This window comes from Streptomyces sp. NPDC041129 (assembly GCF_055592265.1).
On sequence record NZ_JBVIYV010000001.1, the window covers coordinates 784,613 to 804,564 of the forward strand.

Annotated in this window: 22 protein-coding genes; 11 read left to right on the top strand and 11 right to left on the bottom strand. The window is 73.8% G+C overall.

Annotated features, from left to right (window positions below; all coding sequences use genetic code 11):
* Window positions 1-27 precede the first annotated feature (27 nt).
* The gene (locus ACZ6B1_RS03435; protein WP_468774536.1) at window positions 28-903 is read left to right on the top strand and encodes a pentapeptide repeat-containing protein; all 876 of its coding nucleotides are present in this window, start codon (window positions 28-30) and stop codon (window positions 901-903) included.
* Window positions 904-979: 76 nt separating this feature from the next.
* Here the strand turns inward: ACZ6B1_RS03435 and ACZ6B1_RS03440 are convergent, their stop codons facing one another.
* The gene (locus tag ACZ6B1_RS03440) at window positions 980-2,500 is read right to left on the bottom strand and encodes a cytochrome P450 (protein ID WP_468774537.1); all 1,521 of its coding nucleotides are present in this window, start codon (window positions 2,498-2,500) and stop codon (window positions 980-982) included.
* Window positions 2,501-2,621: 121 nt separating this feature from the next.
* On the opposite strand from ACZ6B1_RS03440, the gene ACZ6B1_RS03445 reads away from it, so the two are divergent.
* Together ACZ6B1_RS03445 and ACZ6B1_RS03450 are read left to right on the top strand one after the other, a co-directional pair.
* Window positions 2,622-3,227, top strand: coding sequence for a TetR/AcrR family transcriptional regulator (locus tag ACZ6B1_RS03445; RefSeq protein WP_468774539.1), 606 nt, complete (start codon window positions 2,622-2,624; stop codon window positions 3,225-3,227).
* 80 nt (window positions 3,228-3,307) lie between these two features.
* A complete protein-coding gene (locus tag ACZ6B1_RS03450; RefSeq protein WP_468774541.1) occupies window positions 3,308-4,033 on the top strand; it encodes a DUF2470 domain-containing protein in 726 nt (241 codons plus the stop codon).
* Here the strand turns inward: ACZ6B1_RS03450 and ACZ6B1_RS03455 are convergent.
* The 4 genes from ACZ6B1_RS03455 to ACZ6B1_RS03470 all read right to left on the bottom strand — a co-directional run bounded on the left by ACZ6B1_RS03455 (window position 4,001) and on the right by ACZ6B1_RS03470 (window position 8,329).
* Window positions 4,001-5,257, bottom strand: a complete 1,257-nt coding sequence (locus ACZ6B1_RS03455) for a lactonase family protein (protein WP_468774543.1) — start codon at window positions 5,255-5,257, stop codon at window positions 4,001-4,003. The genes ACZ6B1_RS03450 and ACZ6B1_RS03455 overlap by 33 nt on opposite strands.
* 111 nt (window positions 5,258-5,368) lie before the next feature.
* A complete protein-coding gene (locus ACZ6B1_RS03460; protein WP_468774545.1) occupies window positions 5,369-6,445 on the bottom strand; it encodes a hypothetical protein in 1,077 nt (358 codons plus the stop codon).
* Between the two features lie 46 nt (window positions 6,446-6,491).
* Window positions 6,492-7,745: an FUSC family protein gene (locus ACZ6B1_RS03465; RefSeq protein WP_468774547.1), complete on the bottom strand. Its 1,254-nt coding sequence runs from the start codon at window positions 7,743-7,745 to the stop codon at window positions 6,492-6,494.
* Between the two features lie 89 nt (window positions 7,746-7,834).
* Complete coding sequence (locus tag ACZ6B1_RS03470) at window positions 7,835-8,329, bottom strand: FBP domain-containing protein (protein ID WP_468774549.1); 495 nt, start codon at window positions 8,327-8,329, stop codon at window positions 7,835-7,837.
* A gap of 267 nt (window positions 8,330-8,596) precedes the next feature.
* On the opposite strand from ACZ6B1_RS03470, the gene ACZ6B1_RS03475 reads away from it, so the two are divergent.
* Window positions 8,597-9,886 (top strand): ROK family protein, encoded by a 1,290-nt coding sequence (locus tag ACZ6B1_RS03475; RefSeq protein ID WP_468774551.1) that lies wholly within the window; start codon window positions 8,597-8,599, stop codon window positions 9,884-9,886.
* Between the two features lie 83 nt (window positions 9,887-9,969).
* Here the strand turns inward: ACZ6B1_RS03475 and ACZ6B1_RS03480 are convergent, their stop codons facing one another.
* The 4 genes from ACZ6B1_RS03480 to ACZ6B1_RS03495 form a co-directional block, all read right to left on the bottom strand.
* A complete protein-coding gene (locus ACZ6B1_RS03480; protein WP_468774553.1) occupies window positions 9,970-10,185 on the bottom strand; it encodes a hypothetical protein in 216 nt (71 codons plus the stop codon).
* 31 nt (window positions 10,186-10,216) lie between these two features.
* Window positions 10,217-11,248, bottom strand: coding sequence for an SDR family oxidoreductase (locus tag ACZ6B1_RS03485; RefSeq protein ID WP_468774555.1), 1,032 nt, complete (start codon window positions 11,246-11,248; stop codon window positions 10,217-10,219).
* A gap of 292 nt (window positions 11,249-11,540) precedes the next feature.
* Entirely contained in the window at window positions 11,541-12,212 is a 672-nt protein-coding gene (locus tag ACZ6B1_RS03490) for an HAD family hydrolase (protein WP_468774556.1), read from the bottom strand.
* A gap of 40 nt (window positions 12,213-12,252) precedes the next feature.
* Window positions 12,253-13,290 (bottom strand): PHP domain-containing protein, encoded by a 1,038-nt coding sequence (locus tag ACZ6B1_RS03495; protein WP_468774558.1) that lies wholly within the window; start codon window positions 13,288-13,290, stop codon window positions 12,253-12,255.
* Window positions 13,291-13,578: 288 nt separating this feature from the next.
* On the opposite strand from ACZ6B1_RS03495, the gene ACZ6B1_RS03500 reads away from it, so the two are divergent.
* Window positions 13,579-13,827 carry a hypothetical protein gene (locus tag ACZ6B1_RS03500; RefSeq protein WP_468774559.1) on the top strand — a complete coding sequence of 83 codons (249 nt, stop codon included), beginning with the start codon at window positions 13,579-13,581 and terminating at the stop codon, window positions 13,825-13,827.
* A 179-nt stretch (window positions 13,828-14,006) separates the two neighbouring features.
* Here ACZ6B1_RS03500 and ACZ6B1_RS03505 read toward each other — a convergent pair whose 3' ends face one another.
* Together ACZ6B1_RS03505 and ACZ6B1_RS03510 are read right to left on the bottom strand one after the other, a co-directional pair.
* On the bottom strand, window positions 14,007-15,248 hold the full coding sequence (locus ACZ6B1_RS03505) for a ricin-type beta-trefoil lectin domain protein (RefSeq protein WP_468774561.1): 1,242 nt from the start codon (window positions 15,246-15,248) through the stop codon (window positions 14,007-14,009).
* Between the two features lie 95 nt (window positions 15,249-15,343).
* Window positions 15,344-15,901: a VanZ family protein gene (locus ACZ6B1_RS03510; RefSeq protein ID WP_468774563.1), complete on the bottom strand. Its 558-nt coding sequence runs from the start codon at window positions 15,899-15,901 to the stop codon at window positions 15,344-15,346.
* 249 nt (window positions 15,902-16,150) lie between these two features.
* Here ACZ6B1_RS03510 and ACZ6B1_RS03515 point away from each other — a divergent pair, with 249 nt between their 5' ends.
* Genes ACZ6B1_RS03515 through ACZ6B1_RS03540 form a run of 6 tightly spaced genes read left to right on the top strand, consistent with a single transcriptional unit; the run spans window position 16,151 to window position 19,952 of the window.
* Window positions 16,151-16,357, top strand: coding sequence for a hypothetical protein (locus ACZ6B1_RS03515; protein WP_468774565.1), 207 nt, complete (start codon window positions 16,151-16,153; stop codon window positions 16,355-16,357).
* Window positions 16,354-16,806, top strand: coding sequence for an MrpF/PhaF family protein (locus tag ACZ6B1_RS03520; protein WP_468774568.1), 453 nt, complete (start codon window positions 16,354-16,356; stop codon window positions 16,804-16,806). Before ACZ6B1_RS03515 ends, ACZ6B1_RS03520 begins: the two co-directional genes overlap by 4 nt.
* A gap of 33 nt (window positions 16,807-16,839) precedes the next feature.
* On the top strand, window positions 16,840-17,100 hold the full coding sequence (locus ACZ6B1_RS03525) for a Na(+)/H(+) antiporter subunit B (RefSeq protein ID WP_468774570.1): 261 nt from the start codon (window positions 16,840-16,842) through the stop codon (window positions 17,098-17,100).
* Window positions 17,097-17,837: an MnhB domain-containing protein gene (locus tag ACZ6B1_RS03530; protein WP_468774571.1), complete on the top strand. Its 741-nt coding sequence runs from the start codon at window positions 17,097-17,099 to the stop codon at window positions 17,835-17,837. The genes ACZ6B1_RS03525 and ACZ6B1_RS03530 overlap by 4 nt, the downstream gene beginning before the upstream one ends.
* Window positions 17,838-17,847: 10 nt before the next feature.
* Window positions 17,848-18,195, top strand: a complete 348-nt coding sequence (locus ACZ6B1_RS03535) for a sodium:proton antiporter (RefSeq protein ID WP_351671417.1) — start codon at window positions 17,848-17,850, stop codon at window positions 18,193-18,195.
* Window positions 18,195-19,952: a complex I subunit 5 family protein gene (locus ACZ6B1_RS03540; RefSeq protein ID WP_468774573.1), complete on the top strand. Its 1,758-nt coding sequence runs from the start codon at window positions 18,195-18,197 to the stop codon at window positions 19,950-19,952. Before ACZ6B1_RS03535 ends, ACZ6B1_RS03540 begins: the two co-directional genes overlap by 1 nt.

Consider the following 19,952-nt stretch of genomic DNA (forward strand, 5'->3'; position numbering starts at 1 on the left):
GTCCCGCGGGTCAGTAGGCTGGACGTCATGCAAGATCAGACAGCCGACCTCGCCGACCTGCGCGGCGACTGCGCCCAGTGCTTCGGGCTGTGCTGCGTCGCCCTGCCCTTCGCCGCCTCCACGGACTTCGCGATCGACAAGCCCGCGGGCAAGCCCTGCCCGAACCTCCGGGACGACCACCGCTGCGGCATCCACGCCGGCCTGCGCGAGAAGGGCTTCACCGGCTGCACGGTCTACGACTGCTTCGGCGCGGGACAGAAGGTCTCGCGGCTCACCTTCGGCGGGCAGGACTGGCGTACCGGCTCCCGGGAGCAGGCCCGCCGGATGTTCGAGGTCTTTCCCGTCGTCCGCCAACTGCACGAACTGCTGTGGTACTTGACGGAGGCGCTGCGACTGGAGGCCGCCCGGCCGGTCCACGCCGGTCTGCGCGAGGCCCTGGAGCGGACCGAACTGCTGACCCGGGGGACCCCCGGGGAACTGGCCGGGCTGGACGTGGCCGCCCACCGGCAGGAGGTCAACGTCCTGCTGCTGCGCGCCAGCGAGCTGGCGCGGGCGGACGCCACGGGTGGCAGGAGCGGTAAGGGCGGTAAGGCCGGCAAGGGCGGTAGTCGCGGGACCAAGGACCGCCGGGGCGCCGACCTCATCGGCGCCCGGCTGCGCGGCGCCGACCTGCGCGGGGCCAGCCTGCGCGGCGCCTACCTCATCGCGGCCGACCTCACCGGCGCCGACCTGCGCGAGGCCGACATGATCGGCGCCGACCTCCGGGGCGCCGACCTCACCGACGCCGACCTCACCGGCGCCTTCTTCCTCACCCAGCCCCAGGTCGACGCGGCCCGCGGCAACGCCGGCACCAGGCTCCCGGAGACGGTCAACCGCCCCGGACACTGGGCGGCGGACGGCTGAGCGGGGGTCGTCGCCGGGCGGTTGACGCAACCGGTGCGGCGAGCGGCTCGTAGCCGCACCGGCGGGACTGCCCGAGTCAGTCTCCCGCCCCGCCCACCGGGCAGCGCGCGGCTGAGCCGGGGGCGTCGGCGGGCACGGGGAGCGGTGCCGGCGCCGGTGCGGGGCGTCGTTCCAGGCGCAGGCGCAGTCCCTCCGGCATCACCGTCAGGCGCTCGGTGACCTGGAGACGGTAGGCGGGGTCGGCCCGCAGGTCGTAGCGGCGCAGCAGCAGGCCGAGGACGAGGGTCGCCTCGTGCAGCGCGAACTGGCGGCCGATGCAGGCCCGCGCCCCGGTGCCGAACGGCTTGAAGGTGTGCGGGGCGCGGCCCCGTACGGCGCCCGCCTCGAAGCGGTCCGGGTCGAACCGCTCGGCGTCCTCGCCCCACACCTCGGGGTCGCGGTGCAGCAGCGGCAGCAGGACCAGCCCCCACGCTCCGCGCCGCATCGGATGCTCGCCGGCCAGCACCGTGTCCTGCCGGGCCTCCCGGGCGTAGGCGGGCGCGGTCGGCCACAGCCGCAGCGACTCGTCCAGCACCCGACGGACGTAGCGCAGCTTGGCGACCTGCTCGTAACCCGGTTCCGGGGTGTCGCCCCAGACGCGGTCCACCTCGGCGCGGGCCCGGGCGGCGACCTCCGGGTGCCGGGCGAGGTAGTACAGGGCGAAGGACAGCGCGCCCGAGGTGGTCTCGTGGCCGGCCACCAGGAACGTGATCACCTGCTTGCGCACGTTCTCGGCGGACAGCCGCTCCCCGGTCTGCGGGTGCGTGGTGTCCAGCATGCGGTCCAGCAGGTCCCCTTCGCCGCCGCCCGAGCGGCGCCGGGCCGCCACGACCTCGTCGACCGTGCGGTCCAGATGGGCGATGTCGGCGGCGTTGCGCCGGGCGGCGCCGCGCAGCAGCAGCGGCACCAGCGGCACGGGCACGCTGTTCAGGCGCTGCGCGTAGCTGAGCGTCCCGACCATCGCGGTGACGAACGGATGCGGCCGGTCCCGTTCGAAGGAGCCGAAGTCGTGGCCGAACCCGGTGCGCGCGATCGTCTCCAGGGTCAGCTTGGTCATGTCGCCGGGCACGTCCACAGTGCGGCCGGCCGCCAGTTCCCGGTCCCAGTGGCCGGTCAGCCGCGCGGCCACCGCCAGCATCATCGAGTGGTAGCCCGCCATGGCCTCCCGGCTGAAGCCGGGCGCCAGCACGTCGTGCGCCAACTGCCAGTTCGGCTCGTGGTTGTACGCCGTGAACAGGCCGTCCCCGGCGACCGGGCGGAGATTGGCCACCCCGAGGCCGACGTGCTTGGCGAACCGGGACTCGTCGGCGAGGTCGGCGACCAGCCGCGCTCCCCACAGGAACACGAACTCGTTGCCGAACACCCGGCGGCGGAAGACCGGGCCCAGCTCACGGCCGAAGCGCATCGAGTCCTGCAGCGGCCGGCGCCGGTCGACGCCGAGCACATCGCCGAGCAGCGGCAGCCGGCGCGGTGGATGCGGGATGCGGTGCAGCTCGGGCCAGCCCTGTTCCGCGCCCCGGAACCCCTTGGGCAGCCCGGTCTCCGTCGTCTCCGCCATGACGCGATCTCCCTTGATCCAGCGGATGGTTGAACCTGTGACGCGCGCGTGTTGTACGTGGGTTCAATAACGCGTTCCAGTGTGGTCCGCTTGTTGAACCGGCGTCAAGTAAAGTGACGGCATGCCCGCGAACCAGGGGGAACGCGCCCGGCGCAGACTCAGCACCGGGGAACGCCGTGAGCAGTTGCTGTCGGTCGGGGCGAGGCTGTTCTCGGAGAGCCCGTACGACGAGGTCTGGATCGAACAGGTCGCCGAGATCGCGGGAGTCTCCCGCGGGCTGCTGTACCACTACTTCCCGACCAAGCGGGACTTCTTCGCCGCGGTCGTGGAGCGCGAGAGCGAGCGGATGCTGCGCATGACGGCGGCCGTGCCCGGGGTGCCGGTGCGCGACCAGCTCCTCGCCAGCCTCGACGCCTATCTCGCCTACGTCCAGGCGCACGCGCACGGCTTCCGTGCCTTCCACCGCGCCGACGCGGCTGGTGACCAGGCCGTGCGCCGCGTCTACCGGCGGGCCCTCGCCGCCCAGGAGCAGCAGATCCTGGCGGCCCTGGCGGTGGACCCGGAGTTCGGGCCGGCCTTCGAGGGCGCCCCAGGGGTGCGGCTCGCCGTGCGCGGCTGGCTCGCCTTCACCACCGCCGTCTGCCTGGAGTGGCTGCGGGACGGTGAACCGGACCGGGAAGAGGTCCGCGACCTGTGCGCCCGCGCGCTCCTGGGGGTCATCGCCTGACGAGCCCCCTGGCTGCCGGCGTGGTTGGCGTGCACCCCGATCTTCGATAGGTTAGGCAAGGCTTACCTAAGGAGGCAGGGATGGGTGACACCCAGGTCTGGGCGGCCGGACCCGGTGCGGCTCAGCGGGCGCGATCGGTGGCCGCGGCGGCGTGGTCGTGCGCGGTGACCGCGGACGGCGCGCGCGAGGAGTACGTGGGCGCGCACCGCGTGACCGGTGACGGCGGAGTACTGCTGGAGGTGCCCGAGGACAGCGGACTGGTCGCGGCCGCGCTGTGCGCCCCGCGCGGCGAGCCCACCGCCGTGGTCGAGTTCGCCGACGTGGCCCCCGTACCGGTGCGGCGGCGGATCCGGTCCCGGCTGTGGCTGGCCGGCTGGTTCACCCCCGTCGGCGGCTCACTTCTCCTGCGGCCCACCCGCGTGGTGCTGTGGCAGCCGTCCGGTTCCGTGCCCGTCGACCTCGGCGAGTTCGCCGCCGCCCGGCCCGACCCGCTCGCCGGCGCCGAGGCCCGGCTGCTGACCCACCTCGCCGACGCCCACCCGGACGCCGTCGAACGGCTCACCCGGCTCGTGCACCCCGAGAACCTGCACGCCGCGACCCGCGTGGTGCCGCTCGCCGTCGACCGGCACGGCCTCACCCTGCGCATCGAACGCGCCCGCACCCAGGGTGACGTACGGCTGCCGTTCCACACCCCCGCCGACGACGTCTCCCAGCTCACCGAGCGGATGCACGCACTGCTGGCCCGGGCGAGCGCCGCCTCCTGCCCCCGCGCCCTACAGTGGCAGCGCGCAGACGGCGACCGGTGACGCGAACGGCTCACCCGCCAGGCGCAGCCCGCCGCTTCCCGCGTCCACGTGGAACACGCTGACCGTGCCGGAGCGCTGGTTCGCCGCGAACAGCAGCCGGCCGTCCGGCGAGAACGCGATCTGCCGCGGGAAGTCCCCGCCCACCGGGACCGTGCCGAGCAGCCGCAGCCGGGCTCCGGCGTCCTCTACGGCGTACCGCGCGACGCTGTCGTGGCCGCGGTTGGCGAGGAACGCGTAGGAACCGTTCGCGGTCACCAGGAACTGCGCCGGGTAGTTGGTGCCCCCTGAAGAGCCCGTGGGCAGCGGCTCGCCGATCGTCAGACGTCCGGTGGCCGGGTCGTAGGCGCAGACGGCGACCGTGTCGTCCACCTCGTTGGCCACATAGGCGTGGCGACCGCCGGGGTGGAAGGTCAGATGGCGCGGGCCCGCGCCCGGCCGGGTGTGCGCCCGGGCCACCTCGGTGAGCGTGCCCCGGTCCTCGTCGAGGCGGTAGCTGTAGACGGTGTCCGTACCGAGGTCGACGGCGAGGACATGGCCGCCGTCCGGAGCGGTGATGATCTGGTGCGCGTGCGGGCCCTGCTGACCGGGGCCGGGCGCAGGGGTGGTGTGGGTGACCAGATCGGTGCGCTCGCCGAGCGCGCCCGATGCGTCGATGGGGTGCACGGCGACGCTGCCCGACTGGTAGTTCGCGCTCAGCAGCCAGCGCCCGCCGGGGTGCACCGAGAGATGGCAGGGGGCCGCCCCGCCCGTGCTCCGGGTGCCCAGGACCTTCCGGTCGGCCAGGCGGACGGCGGTGACCGCGCCGTCCTGGCGCTCGTCGACCGCGTACAGGGTGCGGCCGTCCGGGTGGACCGCGAGATACGACGGATCGGGGACGCCGGTGAGCGTCCCCGTGCCGGTGATCCGGCCGGTCGCCGGGTCGTACTCGGTCAGCGCGACGCCGGCGCCGCCGCCCTCCGCGGAGGTGTAGGTGCCCACGTACAGCGGACGGGGGCGGTCCGCCTCGTGCGACGGCCGGACCGCCGGGCGCTCACCGGGCCGCGCAGGCGGATCGGCCGGCGGAGCGGTGCCGGACGGCTCGGCCGCCGTGACGGGCACCGCCACCACGGCGGCCGCGCCCGCCACGGCCCCGACGAACCGGCGCCTGCTCCAGCCCGTCCCCGGTTCCCGGCCCCGGCCGGGCGCGGGGGAGCCGCCGCGCACCGCCCGTTCCTCCTCGTCCATGCCGCACCTCAGGTCGTCGGTCGTCCCGCTGGTGCAGTCACCTTGGCGTGGATCGACCGGCGAAGGCAAGAACGGCAACGGCCGTTGCGCACCGCGCAACCGGATCGCGGTCTACCACTCCCCGTCCTCGACCGGCTTGCCCGGCGCGTCCTTCAGCGGGGTCACCTGCCCGGGGGACGGCTGCTGCCAGGGGTCCAGGTCGTCGCCGAGCCAGTCGCCGACCGGCTTGACGCCCGTCAGGGTGCCGGTGGGGTCCAGGTCCTCGGCGTCCTCGTCGTAGTAGTCGTACCAGGGCAGGCCCGCCCGCGTGTACGCCGCCCGGTCCACCGGGGAGGGCGGGGGCGCCTCGCCGGTGACGCGGCGCCACTCGGGAGGCGTCACCAGGTGGACGAAGACCCGCCCGGCGGGTGTCCCGGACCAGTCCTTCAGCGGCCGGTCGTCCCGGTAGACCTCCTGGCGCATCGAGCCGCCGACGCCCAGCCCCATCGCCGCCGCGCGCCGCGGGGGAGCGGCGCCGGCCGGGGCGGAGGGCGGCGGAAGAGCCGCGCCGGGAGCGGCCGCCGCCATGGGGACGGGACCGCCGCCCGGCGGGGGTGCGCCGTAGCCCGCGAACGGCCCGGCGGCCCGCAGCCGCTGCTGCCGCTCCCGCTCCTCGCGCCGCCACTCGGCCAGCGCGTGCTCCTTCAGTCCGAACGTCTGGAGCTGTACGCCGCCCCACACCTCCTCGCCGGTGACCTGGCCCTCCACCGTCGCCCCCAGACCGAGCGGCACGGCGACGAACTGCCGGACCGTGCCCTTGCCGGAGTTGATGCCGTCCAGCCAGGGCTGACGGGGCAGCACCAGATAGTTCTGCGGCTTGCGGACCAGGTGGTCGCGCCACGGCTTCCCGGAAACGGCGCACACCTTGCCCACGCCCACCTGGAGGGCGGCCGGCTCCGTCGTACCGGCGAAACTCAGCCACATCGCCTCCCGCAGGTACACCGGCAGCATCACGCCACCGCGCCGGCGCCACTCCTGCGGAACCCGGTCGCCGAAGTCGGAGACCCGCCGCACCGGGAACTCGCCGAGCCCCGGCGGAAGTGGATGCGTGCCCTTCTCGGGCAGCCGCAGCGTACGGACGAACCGCACCGCCACGCCGCCCGGCAGCCTCAGTGTGTTCCCGTCGATCCGCACCTCGGTGCCTGCCATCGGCCCGCCCCCTCGCCTCGTGGTGCCGGCCCCGCCGCGGCACCTCTCACGGAGAACGCTCGCCGAACCCCGTACGGTTCCGCCACAGGTCCTCCTGCACACCGAGGCGCTCACGCAGCCGGCTCATCCGCGGCAGCCTCGCCCGCTGCTCCCGGGACACCCGGTCCAGTTCCTCCAGCAGGCGGCGGGTGCGGTGCTCGGTGTCGAGCTCGGCGATGATCCGGTTCACCTCGGTGAGCACGGCGCCCATGAGCTGCCAGTTCTCCCAGTCCTTGCCGACCTCTTCCTGGAGCAGCTCGGCCAGCCGGTCACGGGTGCCGGCCGCCGTGTGCAGCTCGGCGGTGAGTCGCGCCTCCGCCGACTCGGCGTTCTCACTCAGATCGGCGGTCACCAGTACCGCGAAGCTGACGATCGCGTCGGCGATCTCGGAGAGCAGTTGCTCCACCGTGGCGCCGATCTCCTTCGGGAACAGGTCCTCGGAGCCGCGGGCCTTGGCCAGGTCCGTGAAGGAACGGGCCAGCACCCGCAGCACCACCGTGCAGATCTCCAGCGTGTCCAGGCCGGTGCGCAGCACCACCCGGTGCAGCAGGCCCTCCTTGACGCGCGGGTTGAGCCGCAGGCTGTCCTCGGCCTGCCGCAGCGAGGCGTCCACCTGGGCGATGTGCTGGTCGAGGCGGCGGGCCTCGTGCAGCCGTTCGGCGGCCAGTTCCCAGGAGACGCTGCCCGCGGCCTCCTCGCCCATGCGCAGCATCAGCTGCCGCACCCGGCGGGCCAGGTCCTCGATCGACTCGCCCGCCTTGTCCACCCACACCGGGGGTGGCAGCAGCAGGTTGCAGGCCATGCCCACGACCGCGCCGATCAGCGTCTCCACGATCCGGGCCCAAGCGGTGAAGCCGACGGTGGTGACCCCGAGCACCAGCATGGCGCTGATCGCCACCTCGGCCACGTACTCGTCCACCCGCACCAGGTGTCCCACGCCCAGCGAGGCCACGATCAGCAGCGCCAGGCTCCACCAGGTCAGGCCCACCAGCAGGCTGAACGCGATGGCGACCAGCACTCCGGCGACCACCGAGTTCACCCGGCGGATGCCGTTGGTGAGGGTGGCGTAGAAGGTGACCTGGACGACCAGCAGGGCGGTCAGGGGGGAGGTCAGGGGGGCCGGTTCGGGACTCAGGCGCAGCGCGATGACGTAGGCGATCGTCGCCGCGGTGGCGGACCGCAGCGTCTGGACGACCACCGGCTCCCGGTAACGCATCACCAGACGCTTCAGTGCCGCGTTCCACTCTCGTACGTCGTGCATCCCTTGGCCTGTTCCCGCTCCCCGGCCGGACCGAACGTCCCCGATCGGGGCGGCGTCCATCCGTGACGCCGGGACGGTCGCCCGCAGTGTCAGGCGCGGACCTTGTCGAGGAAGGCGTACAGATTGCCCGTCGCGCGCGCGATCTGCTCCTCCAGGGTCAGGCTCTCCTCGAACCGGCCCCCCGACTCCGGCACCTTCTTCCCGCGGACGTACAACGAGCAGGCCAGGTCCGTGCACATGTACACCCCGACGGAGTTCCCCTCGCGGCCCGCCGGACCCGCCTTCCGTGCCGTCATCAGGGACACCCCGCCACCGGGATGCGTCGTCAGGCACACCGAACACATGCTGCGGTGCAGGAGCCCGCGCCGCGCGGCCGGACAGCGCAGCGCGACGCCGACGAGCCCGTCGTCCCGCCCGGCGACCAGATAGCTCCGGTCGGGCGCCCCCGGGTCCCGCCACCCGAGGAAGTCCAGGTCGCCCCAGGGCCGTTCGCCCAGGTCCCGCGGCACCGCCAGCCGCTTGGCCTCGCCCTTGGAGCAGTTGACGAAGGAGTTGCGAATGTCCTGCTCGGTGAGCGGTCTCATGAGAGGGGTCCTTCCGGATTCGTGTTCGGTGCTCGGTGCTCCGCAACCGTGAACCTAGAGCCTCTAGGTTCACGGCTAGCCTATATAGCCAAAGGGAGGACGTGCCAACGGATTTCCGTACGCTGTAGCGCGAGGGGGCGAGTGAGTGATGGCACGTCGCGGCTGGCACGGTTAGCTCAGCACATGAAATAAGGGTTGTCGGAAAGTCGCGTTCCGGATGGCACGAGAGGTATGTTGCAGCTCGGGACAGGGTTCGGAGGGAGCCACATGGCGGGGCGGAACGGGCGGACGGTACGGGACCTCAGGCGGGGGAACCGCACGGCCCTGCTGCAACGGCTGTACTTCGACGGCCCGCTGAGCCGCTTCGAACTGGGCCCGGCCACGGGGCTGAGTTCCGGCTCCGTCAGCAACGTGGTCGCGGACCTCGTCGCCGACGGTCTGGTCGAGGAGGCCGGCAGCGTCGACTCCGACGGCGGCCGCCCCCGCACGCTGCTGCGGGTCGCTCCGCACAGCGGCCAGATGATCGGCGTCGACGTCGGCGAGACCCGGGTCCGGGTCGAACTGTTCGACCTGGCGCTCACGGAGCTCGCCCGCGCCGAACGCCCGCTGACCCAGGACGGCTACGACGTCGACGGTATCGTCGGCCACATCCGCGACGGCATCGCCGAGGTGCTCGCGGCCCCGCAGGCCGTGTCCGAGCGGCTGCTCGGCGTCGGCGTCGGCGTCCCCGGCATCGTCGAGTACACCGCCGACCGCGGCGCCGTCGTGCACGGGCAGACCATCGGCTGGGACGCGGTGCCCCTGGAGGAGCTGCTCCGCTCGACCTCCCGGCTCCCGGAGGCCGTCCGCTACTTCATAGACAACGGGGCCAAGACCCTCGGCCAGGCCGAGATGTGGTTCGGCGCCGGGCGCGGCGCCCGCAACGCGGTGGTCGTGCTCTTCGGCTCCGGCGTCGGCGCCTGCCTGGTCACCCCGGAGGTGGAGCACGGGCAGGCCGTCGAATGGGGCCATCTGACGGTACGGGTGCGCGGGCGCCGCTGCCGGTGCGGGGCGCCGGGCTGCCTGGAGGCGTACGCGGGCGCCGAGTCGCTGCTCGCCCGCTGGCGGGAGGAGGGCGGACGGCCGCCCGAGGACGCCGACGAGGAGACCGCGCTCACCGCGATGCTCGCCGCCGCCTATCCGCTGGACGGCGCCGATCCCGACCCGGTCGCGCTGGCGGTCCTGGAGGAGACCGCCGAGTACCTGGGCGCCGGGCTGTCCGACCTGATCAACCTCTTCCAGCCCGAGCGGATCCTCATCGGCGGCTGGGCCGGTCTCCAGCTCGGCACCCGGTTCCTGCCGGCGGTGCGCCGCCACGCGGCGACGTACGCCCTGCGCCACCCGGCCGACAAAGTCACCATCGAACTCGGCCGGCTCGGCCCCGACGCGGTCACCGTGGGCGCCGCGATCCTGCCGCTCGCCGACTTCTTCGCCCGGGGCGGCCGCCGTGCCGAACCGGCCACGGAGGACCGCCATCCGGCCTGGCGGGCCGCCCTGGAGGAGCGGGCGCCGCGCTAGGGCCTGTCGCGACGGTCCCGCCTGCCGCCCTTCGGGCGGGCGACGGGACCGTCGCGACAGGCCGCCGGGCCGTGGACCCGGGATCAGTCGGAGGGCTCGTCGGGTTCCGGCCGCTCGTTCGTGCCGATACCGTCGTCCGTCCGGGTCTCCTCCTCCGGCGCAGGCCTCTCCTCGCCGGGCGGCCGTTCCGCGGCGTCCAACGGGTCCGCCGCGGCGCCGGCCTGCTGGTCGGGCGGGTCCCGGGGGACGGGATGCTCGTCGCGCCCGGGCTCCGGCTCGGGTTCGGACTGTACGGTCATGGGTTTCCTCCCCTCTCACGTCGGCCGCGGGTCAGCCGACCTTCCGTCCGCGCATAGGTTCGGTCTCCATGCCGGCGCCCTGCTGCAGCCCGTCCAGGAACTCCCGCAGGACCTCCTCGGCCGTGTGGCGCGGGCGCCAGCCCAGCTCGGTACCGGCCCGTGAGCAGTCCATCAGCGGCAGCCGCAGGACCGCGTCGAACAGGTGCGGGGAGGCCGGGACCAGCCGCAGCCCCCAGGCCGCCGCGAGCGCCGACCGGGCGGCGGCGCGGGGCAGCCGGACCGGGCGGGTGCCGAGCATCTCGCCCAGCATCGAGGCGTCCACCGGCGGGTCGGCGGCGAGGTTGAAGGCGCCCCGTGCGGCCTCCGAGTGCACGGCCAGCCGGTAGGCCTCGGCGGCGTCGTCGGTGTGCAGCACCTGCATCCGCAGGCCCGGCACGTCCGGCAGGAACGGCAGCATCTCCGGCCGGGCCAGCGGGCCCGGCAGGAACCGTCCGCCGAAGATCCGCCGCTGCTCGCTCGCCGACTCCCGCTTGAACAGGAAGCCCGGCCGCATGCGGACCACGCGCACCTCGGGGTGGTCGCGCTCGAAGATGTCCAGGGTGCGCTCCAGGTAGGCCTTCTCCCGGCAGTACGCGGCGTCCGGCCAGCCGTGCGTCGGCCATGACTCGTCCACCGCGTGGTCCTTCGGACCCGGCGAGTACGCGCCCACGGAGGAGGCGTGCACCAGCACCGGCACCCGGGCCGCGGCGACCGCCTCGAACACGCGGTTGCCGCCCAGCACGTTGGTCCGCCAGGTGGCCGCCGGATCGTGTGTGGGCTGGAACGCCCAGGCCAGATGGATCACGGCGTCGGCACCCTCGAACCGCTCGGCCAGGTTGGCCGTCTCGGAGGCGAGATCGACCGCCGACCACTCCGTCTTCGGCGGGGACCACACCGGCGTCCGTCGTGCGATTCCCCGGACCGACTTGATCCCCGGATCGTCCGACAGGACGCGCACCACACTCGTACCGACATTGCCGGTGGCGCCCGTCACCACGACCCTGCTGCCTACCGCGCTGGTCACCTTCGGCTCCTTCCGCGGAGACTTCGGCGGAACCGCCGGGTACCCGGGGGACCGGCGCGCACACGGCGGCGGCACGAGAAAGCCCCGGCCGTGACGGGGGAGACACGGCCGGGGCGGCTTGTGGTGGGCGCGGACGGCGGTCGCCTCTCGGCGAGACGCTCCACAGGGCTTCAGCCGGACGATCGTCCCTGTGGGCAGAAGGTGAGGCCCGGGGACACTGTCCCGTCCGCACCCACGGCTGGTTCAACGGGCAACCACCCTGTGGTGTTCCGGCGGTCCGTCGTGACCTGCCTCACTCGTCCGAGGCGCGGGCCAGCGGGCTGCCGGCCAGCCGGGCGAGCAGGTCCGCCGGATCGTCGTACACCGCCCCCGCCCCCGCCTGCTCCAGGTCCGCCCGCGGGATCCCGCCGCACAGCAGGCCCACGCAGCGCACCCCGGCCCTGGCGCCGGCCCGCATGTCCCACACGGTGTCCCCGACGAACACCGCCCGGGACGCGGGCACCCCGGCCAGCTCCAGCGCTCGCTCCACCGGCTCCGGAGCCGGTTTGCCCTGTGCCACGTCCTCGGCGCTCGCGGTGCCCGCGATGGCCTCGTCCGCGTCGATCGCCCGGCGCAGCGCGCCCAGCTCGGCGCCGCTCGCGGAGGTGGCCAGCACCACCCGCCAGCCGTCCCCGTGCAGCCGCCGCAGCAGTTCACCGGCCTTCGGCAGGGCGGGCAGCCGGTCGAAGTACTGGCCGTACAGGGCCTTGTGCGCGGCGCTCAGCCCGGCGTCCTGGTCCTTGTCCCGGCTGTCGCCGAGCAGATGCGCGATCAGATCGGTGGAACCGAGGCCCACGGCCCGGTGCACGGCGTGCATGGGCACGTCGTGCCCTGCCTGCCGGAAGGCCTCCCACCAGGTCACGACATGCAGATGATTGGTGTCGGCGAGGGTCCCGTCGACGTCGAACACGGCGGCGCGGTCCATCCAGGGGGTTCCTTTCTCTCGGCTCCCTCCGGGTACCACGTCAGGAACCCGCTACGCGCGCCGGTACGCGGCCCTCACGCGTCCAGGCCAGCAGTTCCTCGGCCGGCCAGGTGTTCACCACCCGCCCGGCCGGCACCCCGCACTCCTCGGCGCGGGCGCAGCCGAGGATCTGCCAGTCGAGCTGGCCGGGCGCGTGCGCGTCGGTGTCGATCGCGAACAGCGTCCCGGCGGACACCGCACGGCGCAGCAGCCGCCGGGGCGGGTCCAGCCGCTCGGGCCGGCTGTTGATCTCCACGGCCGTACCGGACTCGGCGCAGGCCGCGAAGACCGCGTCCGCGTCGAACTGCGACTCGGGCCGGCCCCGCCCGGTGACCAGCCGTCCGGTGCAGTGACCGAGCACGTCCGCGTGCGGATCGCGGACCGCGGCCACCATCCGGCGGGTCATCGAGCGGGCGTCCATCCGCAGCTTGGAGTGCACCGACACCACCACGACGTCCAGCCGCTCCAGCAGTTCGGGTTCCTGGTCCAGCGAACCGTCCTCGAGGATGTCGCACTCGATACCGGTGAGCAGCCGGAAGGGCGCCCACCGGGCGTTGAGCTCCGCCACCACCGCGAGCTGCTCGCGCAGCCGCTCGGGCGACAGCCCCCGGGCCACGGTCAGCCGGGGGGAGTGGTCGGTCAGCACCGTCCACTCATGACCCAGCCGGGCCGCGGTCAGCCCCATCTCCTCGATCGGGCTGCCGCCGTCCGACCAGTCCGAGTGCGTGTGGCAGTCCCCGCGCAGCAGCGCCCGCAGCTCCGCCCCCGGGCCGCCCGTGTCCGGCGCACCGGCCTCCTCCAGCTTGCGCAGATAGCCGGGCTCCTCCCCGGCCAGCGCCTCACGGGCCACCTGCGCGGTCTTCGGGCCGACCCCCTTCAGCTCCTCCAGCGTCCCGGCCGCCGCCCGCTCGGCGACCTCCTCGTCCGGCAGCGCGGACAGCACGCGTGCGGCGGTCCGGAAGGCCTTGACCCGGTACGTGGGAGCCAGCGACCGCTCCAGCAGGAAGGCGATCCGGTCCAGCGCCGCGACGGGATCCATGCGCGCACCTCCAGCTCGGTGAAGCCCCTACAGGGTTCCCCGGACGGGGCCGCCCCGCATCACGGGCTCCGACTCCGGCCTCGGCCGAGCCACCGCCGTACGCCTGGCCGAGGCGCGGTCACGGCGAAGGCCCTGACCGAGCCGTGGGACGGCGCACCGGCTCCTCCGAGCGGCCAGGCTCCACCCCGGGGCGGTCGGTCCTCGGTCTCCTGGACGGTCGGTCTTCGGTCTCCTGGACGGCGCACACGGATGAGCCGTCGGCCCGCCAGGCGTTCTACGCTCTATTGCATGACCGAACAAGGAGTTCCGCACCTCTCCCACCCACGGATCCTGGTTCTCGGTGTGTGCCCCGGCAGGCACGGCGGGCCGCCCTTCCGGATCATGGAGATCGACGGTCAGGTCATCGGTGAGGCCCGGACCGTCACCGACGTACTGGAGGCCGCCGCGTCCCACGGTCTGCCCATCCACGACCTGGACGACCCGGACTCCATCCGGTGGGTGGGCGGCGACAAGTACACCTGGACCCTGCGTCACTGAGTTCGACCCACCCGTCGAAGGCCAGCCGCAGGTGCCGCGCCGGCGCACCCGCCGGGCCCGCCCCTGCGACCCGCTGGATCCGCTGCGCGCTCTGGTCCGTCACGGGCCCGGCTGCCACCTGAGCGGGGCCGTCGCGGAGATACAGCCCCCCCCCCGCGACGCCCCCGGTACTGCCCGGCTCAGCCCACCGTCCACTTCTGGTTGGCGCCCCCCGTGCACGTCCAGATCTGCAGCCGGGTGCCGTTGGCCGAGTTGTTCCCCGCCACGTCCAGGCACTTGTTCGCCTGCGGATTGACGATGTCGCGGGCCGCCGGCAGGGCCCACTTCTGGGCGGGGCTGCCGTTGCAGTCCCACAGCTGGACGGGTGTGCCGTCGGCGGTGCCACCGCCGGTGACGTCCAGGCACTTGCCGAGCGCCCGGATCGTGCCGTCCGAGCCCACCGTCCACTGCTGGGCCGCCGTGCCGTTGCAGTCGTAGAGCTGCACCGGCGTGCCGTTGGCGGAGTTCGCGGCGGCCACGTCCACGCACTTGCCCGCCAGGCCCCGGATCGGGGCGCCGGCCGCGCCGTTGCCCGTTGTCACCGACACCGAGTCGACGACCAGTTGCGCCGGGAACTGGGTGGAGCCGTCCGGGTCGCCCGGCCAGTAGCCGCCGACCGCGAGGTTCAAAATCAGGAAGAACGGCTTGTTGAACACCCAGGTCTTCCCGCCCAGGTCGGCGGGCGTGCGGCGCTGGTAGACGTTGCCGTCCACCGACCAGGTGATCGAGTCGGGCGCCCAGTCGACGGCGAAGGTGTGGAAGGCGTCCGCGAAGGCCTGGCCGCCCGGCAGGGTGTAGCCGGCGCCTATGCCGCCCGAGCCGGAGTAGCCGGGGCCGTGGATGGTGCCGTGCACGGTGGAGGGCTCGAAGCCGACGTTCTCCATCACGTCGATCTCGCCCGAGTCCGGCCAGTTCACCGGCGTGCCGAGCATCCAGAACGCGGGCCACATGCCCTGCCCGCGCGGGATCTTCATCCGGGCCTCGACATGGCCGTACTGCGCGTCGAACTTCCCCGAGGTGTTCAGCCGGGCCGAGGTGTACTGGCAACTGCCGTACCAGCACTGGTAGCCCGCCGGATTCTCCTTCCGTGCCGTGATGACCAGGTGCCCCTGGCCGTCCAGGGCCGCGTTCTTGGTGCCGGAGGTGTAGTACTGCCGCTCGTGGTTGTTGACGTTGTCACCCGTCTCCATGGTCCACTTCGAGGAGTCGACGCCCGAGCCGGCGGCCCCGTCGAAGGTGTCGGAGAAGGTGGAGACGGCCGCGGCCGCCGCCGAGGCCGGGGCGGCGCTCTGTGCGCGGGCCGGGCCGACGGCGGCCGAGCCGACCAGCGCGGCGGACAGGGCGGCGAACAGACATCTGCGGAGCAGGCGTGGGGAGGGCATGACTCTCCGTTCGGCGTGGGGGGTGAGATGCCCTCTTGATTCAAGGCGTGAGATAAGAACGGGTCAAGACTCTGGTCCGGACCAGTTTCTGACGCTCAATCAGTTTCCGTCGCCTTCACCCGGCGGTGCACCGACCGTCCGAGCCGCCGGCCCAGCAGCAGCCAACCGAGCAGCGCGCCGGTGGTGTTGAGGATGACGTCGTCGATGTCGAAGGCCCGCCCGGTGACCAGCGCGCCCTGGAACAGCTCCACCACCAGCATCACCAGGGCGGTGAGCACCAGGACCTGGAACGCGCCACGGGCGCGCGGCGCCAGGACCGGGACCAGCACGCCGAACGGCACGCCGAGGAGCACGTTCCCGCCGATCTGCTTCACCATGTCCCGCCACGACCCGTACTCCCAATAGGCCGAAAGCGACCGCCCGGGGTGCAGATTGCTGTGCGTCAGCGACACCGACGCCGGGGACGGCTGCAACGTGAGCCGGGCCAGTACGACGGCGAACGCCACCATGAACGCGAAAGCGACCAGCATCGCGAGCAGCCGCAACGGGAGCGCGAGCGCGTGCGGCGCGGACGCCGGGCGGGTCCGGGCGGGCCGCTCCCGCTTCTTCGGCGTACGCAGCGGGGTGGGCAGGCGTAGCGCGGTCCGGGCCATTCGGTCACTCTCCTGGAATAGTCAACGTCCCCGTTCCCCAGCGCGGTTACCCCTGAACCGGTGCGGAATGCCGCCGCCCGGACGGCGGCCGCCGCGCGCCGGCGGTTTCCGTTCACGCCTGTGGGGCACTCCGGCCCCGGACCCGCGTGCCGCCCGCCCTCCGGGGCCGGGCGGTGCTTGGATGCCCCGAGCGGCGTATCGCCACGAAACGCCGCACAACACCCCGCTGAGCGGACCGAGGAGGCGGCGATGACCGGGCGCACGGCCCCGCGGACCACCACCCGTACGGTCCTGCTCGCCCTGGGCGAGTTGCTGGCCTGGTGGACCGCCCTCGCCCTGCTGTGGCTGGTTCTCATCACTTCGGTCGACACCCTGGAGCGGATCGTCGGCGCGAGTGCCGCCGCGGCGGGCGCTCTGCTGGCCCGGGCCGGGCGACGGGCGGTGACCTGGCGGTGAACGGCTGGATCCTGGCGGCCACCGTCGTGCTGGCCGGGGGAGGGGCGGTCGTCCTGTGGGGTGTGACCTCCGGCCCGCTGCCCCGCCGGGTCATGGCGCAGAACCTGGCCACCTCCGTGGCCTGCCCGGCCCTGCTGCTGCTCGCCCAGGGCTACGACCGCCCCGCCTACGTCGACCTAGCCCTGCTGATGGCCCTCCTGGGCCCGGCCGGCACCCTCGTCTTCGCCCGTCTGCTCGCCGGTGACCTGGCGGGTGACCGACCGGGTGCCCTGGGACCGGCCTGGGCCGCGGCCGCGTTGGGCGCGGTGGTCGTGGTGGCCGTGTGCGTGGCCACCGGGCCGGGCCGGGCCATGGTGAAGCCGCTGGTGACCGGCGCTCTGCTGATCGGCGGGAACATCATCGCCTCGCGTGCGCTGTCGGGCGGGTTCGAGCGGGTGCGCCGTGGCTGACACGGTGCCGGGCGGTCGCCCGGGAGGTGCGGTATGGCCGACGCGGTGATCGTCGTGGGGCTGCTCGTGGTGGCCGCCTCCGCCACCGCCGCGGTGGCGGTGCGCGACCCGGCGCGGCAGGCCCTGGTGCTGTCCGTGCTCGGCGTCTCGCTGGCCGTGCTGTTCACCGTGCTCCAGGCCCCGGACGTCGGTCTGTCACAACTGGCCGTGGGCTCCGCGCTCACCCCGCTGCTGATCATGCTGTCGGTGCGCAAGGTGCGCCGGCGCGGCCGGACCGGGGACGAGACCCGGTGAGCCGCCGGCTGCGGCTGTGGCTGCTCGCCTTGGGCGGGGCCGGGACGGCCGCCCTGCTGGTCGCCGCCGGCCTCGACCTGCCCTCCTTCGGCGGCCCGAGCCACCCCTACGGCGACCGGGCCGTCCGGGCCTCGCTGGCCCGGCACACCGCCAACACCATCGCCTCCGTCAACTTCGACCAGCGGGCCTACGACACGCTCGGCGAGATGAGCATCCTGTTCGCCGCCGTCCTGGGCTGCGTGGTGCTGCTGCGGCAGGGCCGTGACGAGCACCGCGCCGCGCCGGAGCCCGCCGAGGTGGCACGGCCCGTCCGCCGCTACGCGCTGATCGTGCTGCCCGTCGCCGTGGTCACCGGGATCTACGTCGTCGCCCACGGCCAGCTCAGCCCCGGCGGCGGCTTCCAGGGCGGGGTCGTCGCCGCGACCGCGCTGCACCTGCTGTACCTCGGCGCCGACTACCGCGCCCTGGAACGGGTCCGCCCCATCGGTCTCTTCGAGGCCTCCGACGCCCTCGCCGTCTGCGCCTACCTGGTGCTGGGCCTCGCCGGAGTCCTCGCGGGCACCGCCTTCCTGGCCAACGCACTCCTGCCGTACGGGACGTTCAACACGCTGGCGTCCGGCGGCATCGTCCCGCTGCTGAACGCCGCCGTCGGGGTGGAGGTGGCCGGTGCGGTGGTCGTGCTGCTCGCCGGGTTCCTGGACCAGGCCGTCGAGATCGAGGAGGAACAAGGGAGTTGAGCGCGCCGTGATGCACGTGCTGCCGTATCTGGTCGCCGCCTACATCTTCCTGGCCGGCGCTTACGGCCTGGCCACCAGCCGCAACCTGATCCACGCGGTCGGCTGCCTGGCCGTGTGCCAGTCGGCCACGTACGTCCTGCTGCTGGCGGTGGGCTACCGGGACGGGGCCACCGCCCCCGTCTTCTCCGACCTGAAGCCGGGCTCGCGGCCGGTCGTAGACCCGGTCGTGCAGGCCCTCACCCTCACCGACATCGTCGTCGGCGCCACCGTCACCGCCATGCTGCTCGCCCTCGTCCTGCAGATCGCCAAGCGGCACGGCACGGTCGACCCCGACGAACTCAGAGAGCTGCGCGGCTGATGCGTCATCTGCTCCCGCTGCTGGTCGCGGTGCCGCTGCTGGGCGCCGCGCTGCTCGTGGCCATGGGCCGCTTCCTGCCCCGGCCCGCCGCCGAGATCGCCGGCTGCGCCGTCTCCGGCGGCACGGCCGCGCTCGCCCTGGTCCTGCTGCCGAACTCCTCACCACCGCTGGTCGAGTGGGCCGGAGGATGGCGTCCCACCGGCGGCGGCAGCGTCGGCATCGTGCTGGTGGGCGACGGTCCCGCGCTCGGCATGGCCGCGCTCGCCTCGCTGCTCACCCTGGCGGCGCTCGCGTACTCCTGGCGGTACTTCGACGAACCGCCACGCGGCCACGCGGGTTCCTTCCCGGCGCTGATGCTGGTCTTCCAGGGCGCCATGTGCGGTTTCGCGATCGCGGGCGACCTGTTCAACGCCTTCGTGTTCTTCGAGCTGATGAGCGTGGTGGCGTACGCGCTGACCGGCTACCGGATCGACGAGGCGAAGGCGGTGCAGGGCGCGCTGACCTTCGGGGTGGTCAACTCCCTCGGGGCGTACGCGCTGCTGATGGGGATCGGGCTGCTGTACGCCCGCACCGGTGAGCTGTCCATGACGAGGATCGGCCGCGGTCTCGACGCGCACGGCGCACCGGACGCCCTGGTCCTCGCCTCCTTCGTGCTGGTGCTGACCGGGCTGCTGGTGAAGGCGGCCGCCGTACCGTTCCACTTCTGGCTCCCGGACGCGCACGCGGTCGCGCCGACCCCGGTCTGCATGCTGCTCTCCGGCGTCATGGTCGAGCTCGGCTCGTACGGCGTGTGGCGGGTGTACGGCACCGTCTTCGCCGGACCCGGCGGCATCCCCGCGGCGGGGCTGACCCGCGCCCTGGTCACGCTCGGCACGCTCACCGCCGTGACCGGCGCCGTCATGTGCTGGTACCAGCGGCACATCAAACGCCTGCTGGCCTGTTCGACGGTCGCGCACACCGGCCTGTTCCTGGTCGGTCTCGGCGTGCTCACCCCCGAGGGCGACGACGGGATCGCGCTGTACATCCTCGGCCACGCCGGTGTGAAGGCCGCACTGTTCGCCTGCGCCGGCGCCCTGCTCGACCGGTACGGCAGCGTCGACGAGCACGCCCTGCACGGCAGGGCACGGGAGCTCGGCGCCTTCGCGGTGATGTTCGCCGTCGGCGGTCTCGCCCTCGCCGGTCTGCCGCCGTTCGGCACGGCGCTCGGCAAGGCCATCGCCGAGGAGGCGGTGGGCGGGCCGCTCACCGCGGTGTTCGTGGGCGCGTCCGCGGTCACCGGCGCAGCCGTGCTGCGGGTCACCGCCCGGGTGTTCCTCGGCCTGGGACCGCGCCCGCGGGACGCCGAGTACGAGACCAGCGGCTCGGACGAGCGGCCGGAGACCGCCGGCATGCTGCGGCGTGTCCCGGACAGCATGACGGCGGTGCCCGCCGTGCTGCTGGCCGCCGCGTTCGTCGTCGGAGTGGCCCCGGGTTTCGGCGAACTGGTGGCCCGGTCCGTCAACGAGGCCGGCTCCGGCGGCGCCCACGCCGCCGGGCACTGGACGCTCGCCGGCGTCCTGCTGGGCCTGCTCTCGGCGCTGCTCGCCGCGGCCCTCGCCGCGTTCGCAGTGGCCCGGCCGGGCCGGGTGGGCGCCCCCGACCGGGCCCTGCCCCTGCGCCGGCTGCAGTCGGGCCACGTCGGCGACTACGTGGCGTGGCTGCTGGTGGGCGCCACCGTGCTCGGGGCGCTGGCCCTTCCGGGCGTACTGGGCGGTTGA